The 17,929-nt window shown below is 70.0% G+C and carries 13 protein-coding genes; 7 read left to right on the forward strand and 6 right to left on the reverse strand.

The annotated features are described in order from the left end of the window. Nucleotides 1-30 precede the first annotated feature (30 nt). From kdpF to QHF89_RS43700, 7 genes are all read left to right on the forward strand, one after another. Nucleotides 31-123, forward strand: a complete 93-nt coding sequence (gene kdpF / locus QHF89_RS43670; RefSeq protein ID WP_136968061.1) for a K(+)-transporting ATPase subunit F — start codon at nucleotides 31-33, stop codon at nucleotides 121-123. Beyond that, complete coding sequence (kdpA, locus tag QHF89_RS43675; RefSeq protein ID WP_136968060.1) at nucleotides 120-1,865, forward strand: potassium-transporting ATPase subunit KdpA; 1,746 nt, start codon at nucleotides 120-122, stop codon at nucleotides 1,863-1,865. The genes kdpF and kdpA overlap by 4 nt, the downstream gene beginning before the upstream one ends. Before the next feature lie 13 nt (nucleotides 1,866-1,878). Then, complete coding sequence (kdpB, locus tag QHF89_RS43680) at nucleotides 1,879-3,954, forward strand: potassium-transporting ATPase subunit KdpB (RefSeq protein WP_136968059.1); 2,076 nt, start codon at nucleotides 1,879-1,881, stop codon at nucleotides 3,952-3,954. 12 nt (nucleotides 3,955-3,966) lie between these two features. Next, on the forward strand, nucleotides 3,967-4,548 hold the full coding sequence (gene kdpC, locus QHF89_RS43685) for a potassium-transporting ATPase subunit KdpC (RefSeq protein ID WP_136968058.1): 582 nt from the start codon (nucleotides 3,967-3,969) through the stop codon (nucleotides 4,546-4,548). After that, entirely contained in the window at nucleotides 4,545-7,250 is a 2,706-nt protein-coding gene (locus tag QHF89_RS43690) for a DUF4118 domain-containing protein (RefSeq protein ID WP_136968057.1), read from the forward strand. The genes kdpC and QHF89_RS43690 overlap by 4 nt, the downstream gene beginning before the upstream one ends. Next, nucleotides 7,247-7,966, forward strand: coding sequence for a response regulator (locus QHF89_RS43695; RefSeq protein ID WP_136968056.1), 720 nt, complete (start codon nucleotides 7,247-7,249; stop codon nucleotides 7,964-7,966). Before QHF89_RS43690 ends, QHF89_RS43695 begins: the two co-directional genes overlap by 4 nt. A 136-nt stretch (nucleotides 7,967-8,102) precedes the next feature. Further along, nucleotides 8,103-8,393 carry a hypothetical protein gene (locus QHF89_RS43700; protein WP_136968055.1) on the forward strand — a complete coding sequence of 97 codons (291 nt, stop codon included), beginning with the start codon at nucleotides 8,103-8,105 and terminating at the stop codon, nucleotides 8,391-8,393. Here QHF89_RS43700 and QHF89_RS43705 read toward each other — a convergent pair. From QHF89_RS43705 to QHF89_RS43730, 6 genes are all read right to left on the reverse strand, one after another. Beyond that, the gene (locus tag QHF89_RS43705; protein WP_136968054.1) at nucleotides 8,390-9,727 is read right to left on the reverse strand and encodes an ArsB/NhaD family transporter; all 1,338 of its coding nucleotides are present in this window, start codon (nucleotides 9,725-9,727) and stop codon (nucleotides 8,390-8,392) included. The genes QHF89_RS43700 and QHF89_RS43705 overlap by 4 nt on opposite strands. Beyond that, nucleotides 9,724-10,428, reverse strand: a complete 705-nt coding sequence (locus QHF89_RS43710) for a hypothetical protein (protein ID WP_284721721.1) — start codon at nucleotides 10,426-10,428, stop codon at nucleotides 9,724-9,726. Before QHF89_RS43710 ends, QHF89_RS43705 begins: the two co-directional genes overlap by 4 nt. Then, nucleotides 10,425-10,958 carry a hypothetical protein gene (locus tag QHF89_RS43715; RefSeq protein ID WP_284721722.1) on the reverse strand — a complete coding sequence of 178 codons (534 nt, stop codon included), beginning with the start codon at nucleotides 10,956-10,958 and terminating at the stop codon, nucleotides 10,425-10,427. Before QHF89_RS43715 ends, QHF89_RS43710 begins: the two co-directional genes overlap by 4 nt. Nucleotides 10,959-11,041: 83 nt before the next feature. Beyond that, on the reverse strand, nucleotides 11,042-14,194 hold the full coding sequence (locus QHF89_RS43720) for a CusA/CzcA family heavy metal efflux RND transporter (protein WP_136968053.1): 3,153 nt from the start codon (nucleotides 14,192-14,194) through the stop codon (nucleotides 11,042-11,044). 4 nt (nucleotides 14,195-14,198) lie between these two features. Next, the gene (locus tag QHF89_RS43725; RefSeq protein WP_284721723.1) at nucleotides 14,199-15,455 is read right to left on the reverse strand and encodes an efflux RND transporter periplasmic adaptor subunit; all 1,257 of its coding nucleotides are present in this window, start codon (nucleotides 15,453-15,455) and stop codon (nucleotides 14,199-14,201) included. Continuing rightward, the gene (locus QHF89_RS43730) at nucleotides 15,452-16,795 is read right to left on the reverse strand and encodes a TolC family protein (RefSeq protein WP_136968051.1); all 1,344 of its coding nucleotides are present in this window, start codon (nucleotides 16,793-16,795) and stop codon (nucleotides 15,452-15,454) included. The genes QHF89_RS43725 and QHF89_RS43730 overlap by 4 nt, the downstream gene beginning before the upstream one ends. Between the last annotated feature and the right edge of the window lie 1,134 nt (nucleotides 16,796-17,929).

Raw genomic sequence — 17,929 nt, forward strand, 5'->3', positions numbered from 1 at the left:
TCGTGCGGCTCTGCGAGAAAGTCTGACGCCATGGCGACCCTGACGAACCTCGGCGGCGTGCTCGCCGCTCTCCTGTTCGCCTACCTCTTTTTCGCGCTCCTCTATCCGGAGAAGTTGTCGTGATCGAGAATGCCGTCTTCCGGTGCGGGCTTTTCCTGCTCGTGCTCGTCGCGCTCGCCGTTCCGCTCGGATCGTACATGGCCCGCGTGTACGAGGGGAATGCCAAGTTCGCCGCGCGCGTGTTCGGGCCGGTCGAGCGCCTCTTCTATCGCGCCGCGGGGATTCGTGTCGACGAGGACATGTCGTTTCCGCGGTATGCCGCGGCCGTTCTTCTCTTCAACCTGTTCGGCCTGCTCGTGGTGTACGGGCTCGAGCGATTCCAGGCCCTCCTGCCCGTGAATCCGGCCGGGCTCGGCGCGGTCTCGCCGGAGGTCGCCTGGAACACGGCGGTGAGCTTCGCGAGCAATACGAACTGGCAAGCGTATGCGGGCGAAACGACGCTCTCGCACCTCACGCAAATGCTCGGGCTCACCGTGCAGAACTTCGTCTCCGCGGGCACGGGCATGGCCGTCCTCGTCGCGTTGATACGAGGGTTCACGCGGCGCACGGCGGAGGGCATCGGCAACTTCTGGGTCGACCTGACGCGGAGCACGCTCTACGTGCTCGTGCCGCTCTCGTTCGTCCTCGCCCTTTTGCTCGTTTCGCAGGGCGTCGTGCAGACGTTCGCCGCGCATCACGTCGCGGATCTGCTCGACCCGACGACCTCCGGCGACGGGACCGGCGTCGCCCGGCAGATCCTCGCGCTCGGGCCCGCGGCCTCGCAGATCGCCATCAAGCAGCTCGGGACGAACGGCGGCGGCTTTTTCAACGTGAACGCGGCGCACCCGTTCGAGAACCCGAACGCCCTCACGAACCTGCTGGAGGTGATCTCGATCGTGCTCGTCCCCGCGGCGCTCTGCTTCACGTTCGGCGCAATGGTGAAGGACAAACGGCAGGGCGTTGCCGTCTTCGCGGCGATGCTCGTGATCTTCGTGCCCCTGCTCTGCGTCGCGGTGGCGGCCGAGCAGCACGGAAATCCCATCCTTTCGAGCCTCGGCGTCGATCAGGGCGCGAGCGCGCTCCAGCCCGGCGGGAACATGGAGGGCAAGGAGGCGCGCTTCGGCGTCGTCGACAGCGCGCTCTGGGCGACCGCGACGACGGCGGCCTCGAATGGCGCCGTGAATGCGATGCACGACAGCTTCACGCCGCTCGGCGGGCTCGTCCCGATGTGGCTCATGCAGCTCGGCGAGATCGTGTTCGGCGGCGTGGGCTCGGGGCTCTACGGGATGCTGATGTATGCGGTCATCGCCGTGTTCATCGCCGGCCTGATGGTCGGGCGCACGCCGGAGTACCTCGGCAAGAAGATCGAGGCCTTCGAGATGAAAATGGCCTCGCTCGTCATCCTGCTCCCGGCCGCGGCGGCGCTCGTCGGCACGGCCCTCGCGAGCGCGACGCCCGCGGGCACCGCGCCCCTCGGCAACCCCGGCGCCCATGGCTTCAGCGAGATCCTTTATGCCTTCTCGTCCGGCGCGAACAACAACGGTTCTGCCTTCGGCGGGCTCACCGTGAGCGGGATGTTTTACACGACGGCCATCGGCCTCTGCATGCTGATCGGCCGTTACTGGGTCCTCGTCCCCGTCCTGGCCCTGGCTGCGTCCCTCGCGCGGAAGAAATCGATCCCCCCGAGCGCCGGGACGTTGCCGACACACACGCCGCTCTTCGTGCTTTTGCTCGTCGGGACGATTCTGCTCGTCGGTGCGCTCACGTTCGTCCCGGCGCTCGCGCTCGGCCCGGTGGTCGAGCATCTCTCCCTGTTTGCAAGGTGAATGGAGCCCCCTCATGACGACCCGAACCCAGGCTCGTCCGCTCTTCGAGCGCGCCATCGTCGGCCGCGCGGCCGTCGACGCATTCCGCAAGCTCGATCCGCGGCGGATGATCAAAAACCCGGTCATGTTCGTGGTGGAGGTCGGCAGCGCCTTCACGACGGTGCTCTTCCTCCACGCGGCGATCACCGGTCGCGGCGAGGCCCCCGCCGGCTTCATCCTCGCCGTTTCGCTCTGGCTCTGGTTCACCGTCCTTTTCGCCAATTTCGCGGAAGCGATGGCCGAAGGGCGTGGCAAGGCGCAAGCGGACGCGCTCCGGAAGACCCGGAAAAACGTGAACGCAAAGCGCCTGGACGCGCCGCGGCTCGACGCGCGGCGCGAGGAGGTCGATTCCTCGACGCTCCGCCGCGGCGACGTCGTGCTGGTTGAAGCCGGAGATACCCTGCCCAGCGATGGGGAGGTGATCGAAGGGGTCGCCTCGGTCGACGAGAGCGCCATCACGGGCGAGAGCGCCCCCGTCATTCGCGAGAGCGGCGGGGACCGCAGCGCCGTCACGGGCGGGACACGCGTGCTCTCGGATTGGCTGCTCGTGCGCATCACGGAGAACGCGGGCGAGACCTTCCTCGACCGCATGATCGCGATGGTCGAGGGCGCCAAACGGAAAAAGACGCCGAACGAGATCGCGCTCGACATCCTGCTCGCGGCGCTCACGATCGTGTTTTTGCTCGCGACCGTGACGCTCTTGCCCTTCTCGAAATATGCCGTCGCGAGCTCCGGGCAAGGCGCGCCCGTGAGCCTCACCGTGCTCTGCGCCTTGCTCGTATGTCTCATTCCCACGACGATCGGCGGGCTGCTCTCCGCGATCGGCATCGCGGGGATGGATCGAATGGTCCAGGCGAACGTGATTGCGACCTCGGGGCGCGCCGTCGAGGCCGCCGGGGACGTGACCGTGCTCTTGCTCGACAAGACGGGCACGATCACGCTCGGCAATCGGCAAGCGACGGCCTTCCTGCCCGCGCCTGGGATCCAGGAGAGCGAGCTCGCGGACGCGGCGCAGCTCTCGTCCCTCGCCGACGAGACGCCGGAGGGCCGCAGCATCGTGGTGCTGGCGAAGGAGCGTTTTGCATTGCGGGCGCGGGACGTGCACGCGCTCGGCGCGACGTTCGTGCCATTCACGGCGCAGACGCGGATGAGCGGGGTCGATCTCGACGGGCGTCTCATCCGGAAGGGCGCGACCGACGCCGTGACGAAGTTCGTCGAGGCGCAGGGCGGAAGCGTCCCGGCCGAGGTGAAGGCGCTCGTGGACGAGGTCGCGAAGCAGGGATCCACGCCGCTCGTCGTCGCGGACGGGGCGCGGGTGCTCGGCGTGGTCGAGCTCAAGGACATCGTGAAGGGCGGGATCCAGGAGCGATTCGCGGAGCTACGCCACATCGGCATTCGCACGGTGATGATCACGGGCGACAACCCGCTCACCGCCGCGGCGATCGCGGCCGAGGCCGGCGTCGACGATTTCCTCGCCGAGGCGACGCCCGAGCAGAAGCTCGCGATGATTCGCTCCTACCAGCAGGAAGGGCACCTCGTCGCGATGACGGGCGACGGGACGAACGACGCGCCCGCGCTCGCGCAGGCCGACGTGGCCGTGGCGATGAACACGGGCACGCAGGCCGCGAAGGAGGCGGGGAACATGGTGGATCTCGACTCCAACCCGACGAAGCTGCTCGCCATCGTGGAGATCGGAAAGCAGATGCTCATGACGCGCGGCGCGCTGACGACGTTCAGCATCGCGAACGACGTGTCCAAATACTTCGCCATCATCCCGGCCGCGTTCGCCGCGACCTACCCCGCGCTCGGCGCGCTGAACGTGATGCGGCTGCATTCGCCGGCCACGGCCATCCTGTCGGCCGTGATCTTCAATGCGCTCGTCATCATCGCGCTCGTCCCCATCGCGCTCCGCGGCATCCGGTACCGCCCCGCGCCCGCGCCCGCGCTGCTCCGGCGGAACTTGCTCGTGTATGGCCTCGGCGGCGTGGTGCTGCCGTTCCCGTGCATCAAGCTCATCGACCTCGTGCTCGCGGGCCTCGGCGTCGGCTGAAAGGAATCAAAGATGAAATCGCTCCTCCGTCCCGCGATCACACTGCTCGCCGCATTCACGCTCCTGACGGGCGTCGTGTATCCGCTGCTCGTCACCGCCGTCGCGCAAGCGGCCTTTCCGGCGCGCGCGAATGGCAGCCTGATCCATGAGGGGGGAAGAATCGTCGGCTCCGAGCTGATCGGGCAGCCGTTCGATGATCCGCGATACTTCTGGGGTCGCCCGTCCGCGACGCCGAGCCATCCCTACAATGCGGCGGCGTCGAGCGGCTCGAACCTCGGGCCGACGAACCCAGCGCTCCGAGACGCCGTCGCGGCGCGCATCACGGCGCTTCGCGAGGCAGACCCGGGCCATGCCGCGCCCATTCCGGTCGACCTCGTCACGGCCTCGGGCAGCGGCCTCGATCCGCACATCTCGCCGGCGGCCGCTCATTTCCAGGTCGCCCGCGTCGCGCGGGCCCGCGCGCTCGATCCGGCCCGCGTCCGCGGCCTCGTCGACGCGCACGTGGAGGGCCGTATCCTCGGCGTCCTCGGCGAGCCGCGCGTGAACGTGTTACGCCTGAACCTCGCGCTCGATCAGGCGAAAGCCCATCCATGACCGATCCCGACAGCCGACCCGATCCCGACGCGCTCGTACGGAGGGCGCACGCCGAAGAGGGACGCGAACACCGCGCGCGGCTCCGCGTGTTCTTCGGGTTCGCCCCCGGCGTCGGAAAGACGTACCGCATGCTCCAGGTCGCGCGCGAACGGGCGCTCGAACAGAAGGTCGACGTCGTCGCCGGGATCGTGGAGACACACGGGCGCGCGGAGACGGAGGCGCTGCTCGAAGGGCTCGACGTGCTGCCGCGGCGCAAGGTGGAGTATCGCGGGCGCGCCCTCGACGAGTTCGACCTCGACGCCGCGCTCGCGCGGAGGCCCGGGCTGCTGCTGCTCGACGAGCTCGCCCACACGAACGTCCACGGATCCCGGCATGCGAAGCGCTGGCAAGACGCGCTCGAGCTGCTCGACGCGGGCATCGACGTCTTCACGACCGTCAACGTGCAGCACGTCGAGAGCCTGAACGACGTCGTCGCGCAGATCACGGGCATCCAGGTCCGCGAGACGATCCCCGATTCGATCCTCGATCGCGCCGACGAGATCGAGCTCGTCGACATCGCGCCCGAGGAGCTGCTCGCGCGCCTGCGCGAAGGAAAAGTCTATCTGCCGGAGCAGGCGAAACGCGCGGCCGCGCATTTCTTCCAGCGCGGCAACCTGCTCGCGCTGCGCGAGCTCGCGCTGCGGCGGACGGCGGAGCGCGTCGACGTGGACATGCGCGAGTATCGCGAGCAGCACGGCGTGATCACGCCCTGGCCGGCCGGCGAGCGGATCCTCGTGTGCATCAGCCCCGCGCCGAGCTCGGGCCGGCTTTTGCGCGCGGCGGCGCGGATGGCCGCGGGCCTGCGCGCGCCGTGGGTCGCCGCGTACGTCGCGTCGCCCGCGGCGAAGGCGCCGAGCGAGGCCGATCGGGCGCGGCTCGAAGCCCATTTGCGCCTCGCAGAGACGCTCGGCGGCGCCGTGACGCGGCTCTCGGGCGCGAGCATCTCCGAGGCGCTCCTGCGCTACGCGCGCAAGCACAACGTCACGCGGATCATCATCGGCAAGCCGACCCATTCTCGCCTCCGCGACCGGCTCCGTGGCTCGCTTCTCGACGAGGTCGTGCGCGGCAGCGGGGACGTGGACGTGCTCGTCATCAGCGGCAGCGAGAGCGCCGAGACGGCGCCGGCGCCGCCGGAGCTGCCGAAGGAGTCGGCGCGGCCCGTGATGTATGGGTCGGCCGTGCTGCTCGTGGCGGCCACCACCGTGCTCGCGGCGGCCGTGCGCGCAATCTACCCCGTCCCCGATCTCGAAGTGCTTTACGTGCTCTGCGTCATGCTCGCGGCCGTGCGCTTCGGGCGAGGCCCCTCGATCCTCGCGTCGATCCTGGCGGTGGCTTGTTACGATTTCTTCTTCGTCCCGCCCTTCCACACGTTCGACGTGGCCGACGCGAAGTACCTGCTGACGTTCGCCATGATGCTCGGCGTCGGCCTGCTCCTCAGCGCGCTGACGGCCCGCATCCGGCGGCAGGAGCAAGACGCGCGGCATCGCGAGGCGCAGACCGCCGCGCTTTACGATCTCAGCCGGGATCTCGCGGCGGCGGACGATACCGGGGCCGTCGCCTCGGCCGTCGCGGGCCACGCCGAGCAGGTCTTCGAAGCAGCGGCGCACGTGCTGCAATCCAGGGCCGACGGCGCGCTTCAGGCGGTCGCCGTCGCCCCGGCCGCGGCGTCCCTCGATACGGCCGATCTTGCGGTCGCCCGCTGGGCTTTCGAGCACGCGCGTCCTTCGGGCCTGGGCACGGACACGCTCCCGGGATCGAAGGTCGTATGTGCGCCGCTCTCCGTGCGCGGCGCGCCGCTCGGCGTGCTCGTGCTCGCGCCGAAGAGCGCGACGCCGCTCGGGGCCGAGCAACGCGCGTTCCTCGATGCTTTCTGCCGGCAGGCGGCGTTCGCGTTCGAGCGCGTGCGGCTCACGAGCGAGGCGAACAGCGCGGCCCTGCGCGCGAAAACGGAGGAGATGCGCAGCTCGCTCCTCTCGGCGGTCTCGCACGACCTTCGCACGCCGCTCTCGGCGATCACGGGCTCGGCCACGGCGCTGCGCGACGACGGGGGCCTCGGCGAGACCACCCGCGCCGAGCTGCTCGACTCGATCTGCGAGGAGGCCGAGCGGCTCGAACGGCTGGTCGCGAACCTGCTCGACATGACGCGCCTCGAAGCCGGCCCGGTCGCGCTGAAGCGCGCGTGGGTGCCGCTCGAAGAGCTCGTCGGCTCCGCGCTGACGCGGCTCGAACGCAAGCTCGGGGACCGGCCCGTGAACGTCACGTTCCCGGAAGCGTTACCGCTCCTGTCCGTGGATCCCGTACTCTTCGAGCAGGTGTTCATCAACCTCTTCGAGAATGCAGCGCGCTACACGCCGCCCGGATCGCCGATCGAGGTCGTCGCCCGCGGCGAGCCCGGCGGGGTCGTCGTCGAGGTGGCCGACGCGGGCCCCGGGCTCGCCGCGGGGAGCGAGTCGCGCATCTTCGAGAAGTTTTACCGCGGAGGGCATACGACCGCGGTCGGCGCGGGGCTCGGGCTCGCGATCTGCAAGGCGATCGTCGAGGCGCACGGCGGCACGATCGCGGCCGAGAATCGCGCCTCCGGCGGCGCGAACTTTCGCATCCGCGTGCCGATCCCCGGCGGCGCCCCGCAGGTCGCTGCGCACGTCGAGGAGGCGCGCCCATGACGGACTTTCGCCCGCTCGTCCTCCTCGTCGAGGACGAACCCCAAATGCGCCGGTTCATGCGCGCGACGCTCACGTCGCACGGCTATCGCCTGCTCGAAGCGGGCACCTCCGCGGAGGCGCTCATGCTCGCGAGCACGCACAATCCGGAGCTTTTGCTCCTCGATCTCGGTCTACCGGACGGCGACGGAATCGATCTGACGCGCCGGATCCGCGAATGGGGACGGATGCCCGTGATCGTCATCTCGGCGCGGGGGCGCGAGGACGACAAGGTGGCCGCGCTCGACGCGGGGGCGGACGATTACCTGACCAAACCCTTCGGCGTGAACGAGCTGCTCGCGCGGATGCGGGTCGCGCTCCGGCACGCGGCCGCGGGCGTGACGTCGAGCGGGGTGCAGACGATCGAGATCGGCGAGCTGCGCATCGATCTCGTGCGGCGGGAGGTACGAAAAGGCGGCCAGGACGTGCACCTCACGCCCATCGAATACAAGCTCCTCGTGCTGCTCGCGCAGAACGCAGGGAAGGTGCTGACCCACCAGCACATCCTGAAAGAGGTCTGGGGGCCGGCGTATGCGAACCAGCCGCATTACGTCCGCGTGCACATGGCCGAGCTGCGGAAGAAGATCGAGGCGAATCCGGCGCGGCCGAAATGGCTCGTGACGGAGCCGGGCGTCGGGTATCGGCTGCGGGATCGAAGCGCGGACGACGCGGGGACCTGAGGCGTCCGGGACCGGAAAAATTCCCAGCACCCCGGAGAAATTCCCATCCCAGACGCCACGCGCGCGTGCGGGATCCCCACGCTTTCCCCGTGGCATGCTCTCTGCTTTTGCGAACGAGCGGTTGGAGGTCCTCTACGTGAAACCTTCCTTCACACGCTGGTTCATTGTTTCTGTCGGAATCATCCTCGCAGGGGCCGCATGTGCGCCCGCGCCGAAATCGGTGCCGTGCTCGAATCAGACCGACTGCGAGAGCAAGAATGCGGCCTTCCAGTACTGCCTCGAACGGCGCTGCGTCGAATGCGTGAGTGATGCGACCTGCGGCATGGGCAATGCCTGTGTCGACGGCGTCTGCGAGCGCTCTTGCAGAGACGGTCGTGATTGCCTCGACGGCTACGCCTGCACGAGCGCCCGCTGTACGCAGCTTTAGCCCGCCCGGGCCAAGACCCACGCCGCATACCCGATCGCCGTCGCCTCGATGATGGCGAATCCCACGAGCCCCGTCGGCAGGAAGTCGAAGAAGCCGAACCGGAGCGGCCGCCCTTCCGGGTCGCGGATGTCTGCGCGCTCGGTCAACGCCTGGGCCAGCGGGCCGGACGTCGCCGCGGTCAAAAAGAGGGAGCTGCCCGCGCACACCGAGAGCGCGAGGCCCACGTACACGGCCGAGGGCGGCAAACGCTTCGCGAGCGACTCCGCCACTTCGAGGAGCGCGGCCATGCTCGGCCCCGCCGAGAACAGGCCCGTGAGCACCCCTGCGAAGAGGAGGAACACGAAGAGCTGGCCGGCCCCGGAGAGCGGCAGGCGCTCGAGGCTACGCGCGACGAGCTCGAAGAGCCCCGTGTCGCGCACGGCGCCGACCATCACGAAGAGCGAGAGCAAAAAGAGCACGGCCTCCGCCTCGAGGCCATTGCGGGTGAGCCTCTCGCCGAGGCCACGATTGAGGAGCAGGGCGAGCGACGCCCCGAGCCAGCAGACGAGCTCCGGGCCGACGCCGAGCGAGGTCGGGAGAAAAAGCCACGCCGCGATCATGAGCAGCAGCGACGCCGCAGCCGGCCAGAAGATGCGTCGATCGAGGGTGATCCGCCGATGCAACGCCGTCATGACGGCGCGCGCGATCCCCGCCGAGATCGGGTCCCGCGGCATGCCTTTGGCAGGACGCACCACGAGGGCCGTCACGAGGAGGAGCACCCCGAGCGCCACGAGGGTCGCCGGCCCGGCGTTCACGAGATAACCGACGAACGTCATGCTGCCGCGGCCGAGCAGCAAGATGGCCGGGAAATCTCCGATCGGCGTCGCCGCCCCGCCCAGATTGCACGCGACGAGCAGCACGCCGAGCGTCCACGACACGTAGCGCTGGTTCGTCCCGCCAAGCCTGAGGAGCACGTGCAGCACCGGGAGCACGAGGACGAGCGCCGTCAGGTTGTTCACGACCGCGCTCACGCCATACATGGCCACCGCGAACACGAGCGTGAGGCGATGCGGATCGCCGCGGCTCGCCCGGGTCGCGACGAGCGCGAGGCGATCGAAGAGGCGAGACGCCGCCAGGAGCTGCGAGACGAGGCCGAGCGTGACCAGGATGATCAGCACGTCCCACGGCACCTCGGCCAGGATCCGCGAGGTATTGGCGACGCCGAGCAGCGTCGTGGCGAGGCACGAAAGGCCCGCGCCCGCGCAGACCACGAGCACACGGTACGACGGCAAAAACGCCTGGAGGAAGAGGGCGAGCAGCAGGATGCCGCTCAGGATGATTTGCGCCTGGGTCACAGCGGTGCGGGGTGGGCCTCCGGCCCGGAAAGGGTCGAGCGGCGCGGAGGGCCGACGAGCGCAGAGAAATCGTCACGGCCCGTCTCCACGAGCCAGCGTGGATGGAGGCGCATGGGCTCCCCGAGGACATCCCAGCCCACGAGGGAACGGAATTGCGGGCGCACGTCCGGCCCCGCGACGCGGAGCCATGTCGCGGCGACGTGGGCCGTATGGCCATTGGTGCCATACACGAACGTCAGGAGCGCGCTGCGCCTCCCCGCCCAGCGCCGGAACTCGGTCAAGCTGACCGGTCGAACGGCATCTCCATAATTGGCGAGGACGCGGCGCATGTCCGGCTCCACGCCGAACGGCTCCGCGACGAGGCCGATGTCCACGCCCGGCAATGCGGTGACGAGGGCGTCGAGCGCGTCGGTCTCGAGCCCGATGACGAGCAGCCGCGAGATGCCTTCGAGCGCGCGCGCCGCGGGCGCCGGGTCGAGGATCGGATCAAGCGTCGGATCCCGGTGCCCGGAGCCCCAGCGGTGTGCCACGAAATCGAAGACGGGATACTCGCGGCCGAGCATGTCGCAGGCCTCGCCGACGAGCGCCTCGCCGCCGATCTGCGAAAGCTCGCGGACGAAGAGGCGCGCCGCGCTGGCCATGCCCAGCTCCCCCGCGGCCATGAGGAAGGCCTGCCCGAGGTGCCTGGGCAAGCTCGTCATCCGCGGGCCTCCCCCGACGGCCCGGGGAAGCGCTCGAGCAACGCGCCGAGCGCGCACACGAGCGCGGCGTTCGCGAGCGCGTGGTGCGGCGGGCCGTCGAGCAGGCAATCGACGAGCGCCTCGGCCGCGGGAGCTTTTCCGGAGACGATGGCCTCGATCGGCGCGAGCGGCATGCGCAGCGGATAGGCCTGATCCTCGTCGTTTTCGTCCGCGAGGTGGGGCGGCAACCGAAGGGGGACGGACACCGCCTCGCCGGCGGGAGGTTCGGCCGGCAGGCCTCCCGTGCGTTCGAGGAGCAGCGCGGTGAGGGCCAGGAGCGCGAAGCTCGCGCCGCGGTGATGGGTGGGCCCCTGTTCGAGAATGCACCGCGCGACGTAGGCGCGGTCCGCGGCGTCCGGGATGAAGGCCCCGAGGAGGGATTCGAGCCTTTGGGGTGCGAGGAGCGCGCGGATCGTGGAGGGCGGCAGCGGGTGCTTCGGCGGCGGGTGATGGGGGGGCCCGTGGTGGTGCTTCGGCGGGTGCGGCGGCATCTCGACTCCTCGGCGGGCAGCGGAGCGCGCCGCGAACATTCGTATGAGGTCAAAATACACGACCTCACGCGGGCGCGTCAAGCTCAGCCGTGCGCGGCTCCCCCCGAGGCACTGGTGCAATCGACCGGCGAATACGCGCGGCCCTGTGCCTCCTCCCCGGCGCGCGCGGCGAGGCGCTGGCCCGCGAGCGCGGCCCGGAGGACGCCGGGGAGCACGGCGAGCGTCGTGATCGTCCCGAAGAACATCCCGAAGATCACCACCGTGGCGAGCGGGCGTTGCACCTCGGCGCCCGCGCTCTCTGCGACCGCCATCGGCATGAAGCCGAGCGCCGCGACGGCGGCCGTCGTGAGCACCGCGCGCACGACCGCCGTCGCGCCACGCGTGACCGCCACGTCGAGCGCCTCGCCTGCAGACAGACGCCTGCCCACCTCGCTGGCGATCACCACCCCATTCAGCACCGCCACGCCGCCGAGCGCGATGAACCCGACCGCCGCGGACAGGCTGAAGGGCAAACCCCGCGCGAGCAGGCCCAGCATGCCGCCCACGAGCGAGAGCGGCACCATCATGAAGACGGCCAGGGCGAGGCGCGCGTTCTGGAACATCCAGAGCAGCATGCCGAAGATGAGCACCACCACGGCCGGCACCAGCAGCGCGAGCCGCTTCTGCGCCCGCTCGAAATTCTCGAATTGCCCGCCCCACGCCATGCGATACCCCGTGGGGAGCGGCACGTCGCGCTCGACGGCCGCCTTGGCTTCGTCGACCCACGAGACCAGATCGCGTCCCCGCAGGTTCACGTCGACGCGCACCGTCCGTTCGCGATCCTGCCTTCGGATCGAGCTTGGTCCGTCCCCCTCGGCGAGCGTGACCACCTCCCGCAGCGGGACGCTGCGCCCGCGCGAGGTCTCGACGAACAGCTCGCCGAGCGCCGCCGCCGAAGGCTCGGACGGAGGATTCAGCACGCGCAGGTCGAACTTGCGCTGATCCTCGTAGATGTCGCCGACGCGCACGCCCTCACGCGCCGCGGCGATCACGGTGAATGCGTCCTCGACCCGCACGCCGTGCCGCGCCATCCTCGCCCGATCCGCGACAGCGCTGATCACGGGCTGGCCGAGGAGGCGCTCGACGCGCACGTCGCCGGCCCCCCGGATCGCCTTCACCCGTGCGCCGATCCGGTCGCCGAGCGCGGCGAGCTCCTCGATGTCGCTCCCGACCACCTTGATCGAGATGTCCGCGCGCGAGCCGCTGATGAGCTCGTTCGTGCGGTCCTCGATGGGCTGCGAGACGGAGACGAACGTCCCCGGCACGCGCGCCTCGACCGTCTCCTTGAAGGCCTCGGAGAGCGCGTCGAAATCGCGGGCCGTCTTCCATTCCTCGGTCGGGCGGAGCCGCACGAGGATGTCGGTGTTGTCGTTGCCCACCGGATCGGTGGCGACCTCGGCGCGCCCGGTCATGCCGAGCGTGCTCACGACCTCGGGGAAGCCGTGCAGCACCTTCTCGGCCGCGAGGTCGAGCCGCCGCGCCTCGTCGAGCGAGATGCTCGGCGCGCGACGGATGGTCACCACCGCGTCGCCCTCGAAGATCCGGGGGACGAACTCCGCGCCGGCCCGGGCGAACCAGAAGGTCGTCACGACGAAGGCCACCGCCGACGCGCCGAGCAGCGGCCATCGGAGCGTGACGGCATGTCCGACGATCCGCTCGTACCGCGCCGTGATCCACTCCATCCACCGCGGCCCATGGCCCTCGGCCGGCGGCACCAGCGTGACGAGGAGCGCAGGGAAAAAGAGGACCGAATAGACGAGGGCGCCGAAGAGGGCGCACGCCATGGTCAGGGCCATCGGCCGGAACATCTTCCCCTCGATGCCTTCGAGGAAAAGCAGCGGCACGTAAACGAGCATGATGATGGCCACGGCGAAGGCGACCGGTCGCGCCACCCCCTGCGCGGCTTCGGCATACGCCCGCGCCCGCGCGTCTCCCGCGAGCTTCTGGCCCGCCACGGCCGCGATGACCGCTTCGAGCATCACGATCGGCCCATCCACGAGGAAGCCGAAATCGATGGCGCCGAGGGACATCAGATCGCCCGTCACGCCAAAGGCGTGCATCCCGAGCACCGCCACCGTCATGGCCGCGGGGATCCCGAGGACGACCGCGAGCGCGCCGCGCAACGTGCCGAGGAAAAGCGCGAGCACGATCGTCACGACGATCACCCCCTCGGCCAGATTCTTGAGCACGGTGCTGATGGTCCGGCCGACGAAATCGGCGCGATCGTAGACGACCTCGATGGTCGCGCCGGGCGGCAGCTCCGCCTCGATTTCCTTCACCCGCTCCCCGACAGCGGCGACCACTTCGCGGCTGTTGCCGCCGAGGAGCATCATCACGATGCCCGTCACCGCTTCGCTTTCGCCTCCGTGGGTGATGACCCCATGACGCAGCGCCGCGCCGATCTGCACATCCGCGACGTGCTTGACGAGCACGGGCGCGCCGCCTCCGTCCGCGCGCAGCACCACGTTGGCGATGTCTTCCTCGTCGCGCAGCATGCCCTGCCCGCGCACGGTGAACGACTCCTCGCGCCGCTCGACATAACCGCCGCCCACGTTGACGTTGGCGGTGCGCAGGGCCTCGATCACATGCTGCACGGTCATCGATTGGGCATTGAGGCGCGCCCGATCCACGACGACCTGGAACTGCTTGAGCTCCCCGCCCATCGTGTTGACCTCGATCACGCCGGGCACGCCGCGGAGCTTGGGCACGATCTCCCAGTCGAGCAGCGTCCGGAGCTGCATCGGCGAGTGCTGCGAGCTGCGCACGACGAACTGAAAGATCTCGCCGAGCCCCGAGGAGACGGGGGCGAGCTCGGGCGTGCCCGCCGAGGCCGGCAGCTCGCGCTCCACGGTGCGCAGGCGCTCCAGGACGAGCTGGCGCGCGAACCACACGTCCGTGCCGTCGGCGAAGACCACCGTCACGGCCGAGAGACCACCGCGCGAGACGCTCCGCAGCTCGGCGCCGCCGGGGACACCATTGAGCGCATTCTCGACCGGAATGGTCACGGTCCGCTCCACCTCGACGGCGGAGAGGCCCGACGCGCTCGTGAGCACCGAGACCTGGATCGTCGAGACGTCCGGCATCGCGTCGATGGGGAGCGCGCGCACGGCCACGGCGCCCGCGCCGAGGAGCAACGCGAAGAGGACGAGCATCAATGCCCGCAGGCGAATCGAGGCAAGGACGATACGTGACAGCATGGTTTTACCGGTAAAGCTCGCTCTTCAGGGCAAACACGCCGCGGCTCACCACGAGCTGCCCCTCGGAGAGGCCCGCGGTGACGCCCTGGTGCGTGCCGTCGTTCGGGCCGAGCTCGATCGTCGTCGGCACGACACGATCGGGGCTCTCGGCGAGGAACACCGTCGGCCGCCCGTCGATGTACGTGACGGCCGTGATGGGCACGGTGAGCATCGTGCGCGAAGGGCCCGTGGCCTGGATGATCGCGGTCACGGATTGCCCCGGCCGGAGCTTTCGTTCTTGGTTCGAGACCGCGACCCGCACCTCCGCCGTGCGCGTCACGGGATCCACGACGTCGCCGACGTGGGCGACACGGCCGGGGATCGGCTCGCCTCCCACCACGCGCGAGATCTCCACCGGATCGTCCTTGTGGATCGCGTCGACGTTGCTCTCGAACACCGAGAGATCGACCCAGAGATGATCGAGGTTCGCGACGCGGAACGCGACGAGGTGGGCGTCGACGGATTGGCCCGCGAAGATGTGCCGCTCGACCACGGTCCCTTCGAGCGGCGCGCGCAGCATGTACACGCCGAACGGGCTGCCGGGGGAGCCGCTCATGGCGTGCACGCGTTGTCGCGCGGCTTCGAGGACGGCGCGTTGCTCCTCGTGCGTCGCGGTCGCGACCTCGTGCTCGCGCGCCGTCGACAGACCACGCTCGGCGAGCTCGCGCTCGCGTTTCTCGTTGATCGAGGCGGCCTTGCGATGCGCATGGGCCACGGCCACGCTGGCCTGCGCCGTGCCGAGCTCCGCGCTCTCGATTTCGGCGAGCACGTCCCCCTTCTTGACGCTCTCGCCCTCGACCTTCACGAGCGAGCGGACGAGCCCGGGGATCCGCGTCCCCACCGCGGCCACGTGCGCCGGGTCGAAATCGACGGTGCCGACGACCTTGATCCGCGGCACGAGCGGCGAGAGGCGCACGGGCTCGGTCTCGATGCCGGCGCGTTCGCCAAAGGCCTTCGAGAACACGATGGCCTTGCCCTCGACGTGCGGGACATCGGCCTTCGTCACGGGCACATCGGCCTCACCGTCGCCTCCGCGCAGCCACACGAGCATGCCGGCAGCCGCGAGCGCGGACAGGCCCGCGGCGATGCCCCAGCGCGCCCATCGTGGCCTCGGCGGCTCCGTGGACGCTCGGGGGGGCTGCGTGTCGCGCTCCGGGAGGCCCTCGTCCGCGGAGAGCGGGGTCTCCGCGTCCTCATCGTTCGGCTTCGTCTCGTTCGTCACGGCAATTCTCCCGTCCACGCGACGATGTCGCCGAGGATCGACCATTCACGCGCAATGAGCTCCAGGCGTCGCAATCGCAAAAGCTCGAGGTCGCGGCGCGCGGTGAGCACGAGGAGCATCTCCCCCTTGCCGGCGGCCTTCGTGGCAATCGCCGCGTCGGCGGAGGCTTGCGCCGCGGGCAGGGCGGCGGTGTCGATCACCTCGCGGGCGCGGCGCACCTCGGCGCGCTCGAGCTCGAGGCCCGAGAGGCCCTGCACGACGAGGCGTCGCTTCACCTCGGCCTCGGCGAGCGCGCGCGCCCGCTCGGCGTCCGCGCGGGCCACCTCGGCCTGCTTGCGCCGCGCGACCGGGAAGGTCCACGAGAGGCCACCGCCGAAGCGCGGCTCGCCCAGGTCGCCGCGGCCCGCAGTCACGATCAAGTTCACAGGCGGGTGGGCCTCGATCGCGGCGCGCTGCCCCGCCCGCGCGTAAAAGCTCGCCTCGCGCGTCGAGGCGGCCACGTGGGGCGACGCGTCCGCGAGCCGCGCGGCGCCAGCTTCTCCGTACGTCTCGTCCGGGACAGGAGGCATGGCGGACGTGCTGTCGGGGGGTTTGAACATGCGCCCCGTGGCGCGCGCGAGAACAACGAGCGCGCGCGTGAGATCGGCGCGGCTCTCCTGCAACATCACCAGATACCGCGCGTGCTCCATGCTCGCGAGCTTCTCCTCCTGCAGCGTCGCGTCGCCGGCTTCGCGTCGCTGCTGATACACCTCCGCCTCCGCGCCGGCGTCGCGCACGATCCCTTCGAGCGTGCGGACCCGCGCCCCCGCCACGAGCGCGGCCCCATAAGCCCGCACGGCGTCGCCCTCGGCGGAGAACTGCGTCACCTCGAACAGGGTCTTTTGCCAGGCGACGAGCGCATCCGCCTCGTCGATCCTCCGGGCCCGCTGCCCGGACACTTCGAGCGGAAGCCAGAGGTTCGCCTGCACAGCCGCGTCCTTCGTCACCCCCTGGAGGCCACGGTCCACGAAGACCTCCAGGTACGGGTTGTCGAGCGCCGAGAGCCGCGCGCCTGCATACGAGGCCTGCGCGACGCCCACGCTTCCCCGTGCACGCACGACGTCGGGGCCACGTTCACGCGCGAGCGCCATGGCGCGTCCGAGGGAAGGAAAGGCTTCCCATGCGGGCAACGCGGCGGCGTCCGGGGACGACGCCGCGCCGCCGATGGCGCCTGCGGTCCTGCGGCGCTCGTCCGCGCCAGCCGCGCCGGCCGCGAGCATGATGGCCAGCAACGCGGCCAGCACGGGCGTGCGCCGCCGCGCGCGTGGAAGGGCCGATGTGCCCGAAATCAATTGGGTCACAAACGATTGCATCAGGCTGGTTCAACTCCGAAGGGGGTTCCGTCAAACGTCCTTCGAGCGGGGCATGCAGCGGCAATGCCGAAGGCCGAAGGAAGCGCGACCGCGACGAGAAACACAGCAGGACGCGTGCCACCACGAGACGAGGCCCCCATCGCGCTGGGCCCACGCCCTGGCAGGGAATTTTTCCCAGGCGACCGGGAATTCTTCCTATCGCTCCGTCGCGCGCGCATGCTTCGCTGGGGCTTTGCCCCAGGCCCCAGCAGGGGCTATCCGCCCCTGCACCCGGACCAGCCAGGGGCTGGACCCGAGGTCGATGAACTGCGCGATGCGCAGTTCATCGAACAGGCCCGGTCAAGACCGGCAGCGACGTTGCCAACCGAGACAGGCACGCGGCCGTCCAGCGGGCCGGTGGCAAGACCATGGGGAGGTTCGCTGGCGTTGGTTCGATGAGCTGCGCGATGCGCCGTTCATCGATGAGGCCGTGTCTTCAAGCTTGGCGGCCGAGCCAAGAAGCGACGGGCACGTGTGTGCGAGGGATGGGGGGCATGGTCCGAAGAGACGACGTCGAGTCTCCGGAGGTACGAGGCCGTGCCTTGGAGGGACGGGGACGTGTCTCTGCGGCGTGCGGTCGAGCCTCCGGAGGTACGAGGCCGTGCCTTGGAGGAACGGGGACGTGTCTCTGGAGCGTGCGGTCGAGCCTCCGGAGGTACGAGGCCGTGCCTTGGAGGAACGGGGGCGATGGAAGGGGCGACGGGCTCGTGGCGTCGAGAAATGGGCACGATGCAGGAGACCATGGGCTCATCGCCCGAAGACCTACGGCCGCATCACGTGGAGGGACGGAGCCGTGCGGTTTGGAACGTGAGGCCACCGCATCACGCCACGACATCATGCGACGAGGCGTTGGCCGCCGACCTGTCAACGCTGCGGCCTTTGGTAGGCAAGATCATCCCTGGCCTTGACCGGCGGCGGCGTTCCCCACCAAGACAGCCGCGCTACGGCTTCTGCTATCCCCCCGGCTTCTTCGTCGGCCTGTTTGAAAAACTGCGCACCGCGCAGTTTTTCAACCCTGGGTCCAGCGCCTCGCTGGTCCGGGGTCGAGGGGGCGGACAGCCCCCCGCGGGGTCCGGGGCAGCG

This window comes from Polyangium sorediatum (assembly GCF_029946465.1).
GTDB lineage: Bacteria > Myxococcota_A > Polyangia > Polyangiales > Polyangiaceae > Polyangium > Polyangium fumosum.

Coding starts and splice junctions, on each gene's coding strand:
- kdpF (WP_136968061.1), top strand. CDS start 31: ATGGCGACCCTGACGAACCTCGGCGGCGTGCTCGCCGCTCTCCTGTTC.
- kdpB (WP_136968059.1), top strand. CDS start 1,879: ATGACGACCCGAACCCAGGCTCGTCCGCTCTTCGAGCGCGCCATCGTC.
- kdpC (WP_136968058.1), top strand. CDS start 3,967: ATGAAATCGCTCCTCCGTCCCGCGATCACACTGCTCGCCGCATTCACG.
- QHF89_RS43690 (WP_136968057.1), top strand. CDS start 4,545: ATGACCGATCCCGACAGCCGACCCGATCCCGACGCGCTCGTACGGAGG.
- QHF89_RS43695 (WP_136968056.1), top strand. CDS start 7,247: ATGACGGACTTTCGCCCGCTCGTCCTCCTCGTCGAGGACGAACCCCAA.
- QHF89_RS43710 (WP_284721721.1), bottom strand. CDS start 10,428: ATGACGAGCTTGCCCAGGCACCTCGGGCAGGCCTTCCTCATGGCCGCG.
- QHF89_RS43715 (WP_284721722.1), bottom strand. CDS start 10,958: ATGCCGCCGCACCCGCCGAAGCACCACCACGGGCCCCCCCATCACCCG.
- QHF89_RS43720 (WP_136968053.1), bottom strand. CDS start 14,194: ATGCTGTCACGTATCGTCCTTGCCTCGATTCGCCTGCGGGCATTGATG.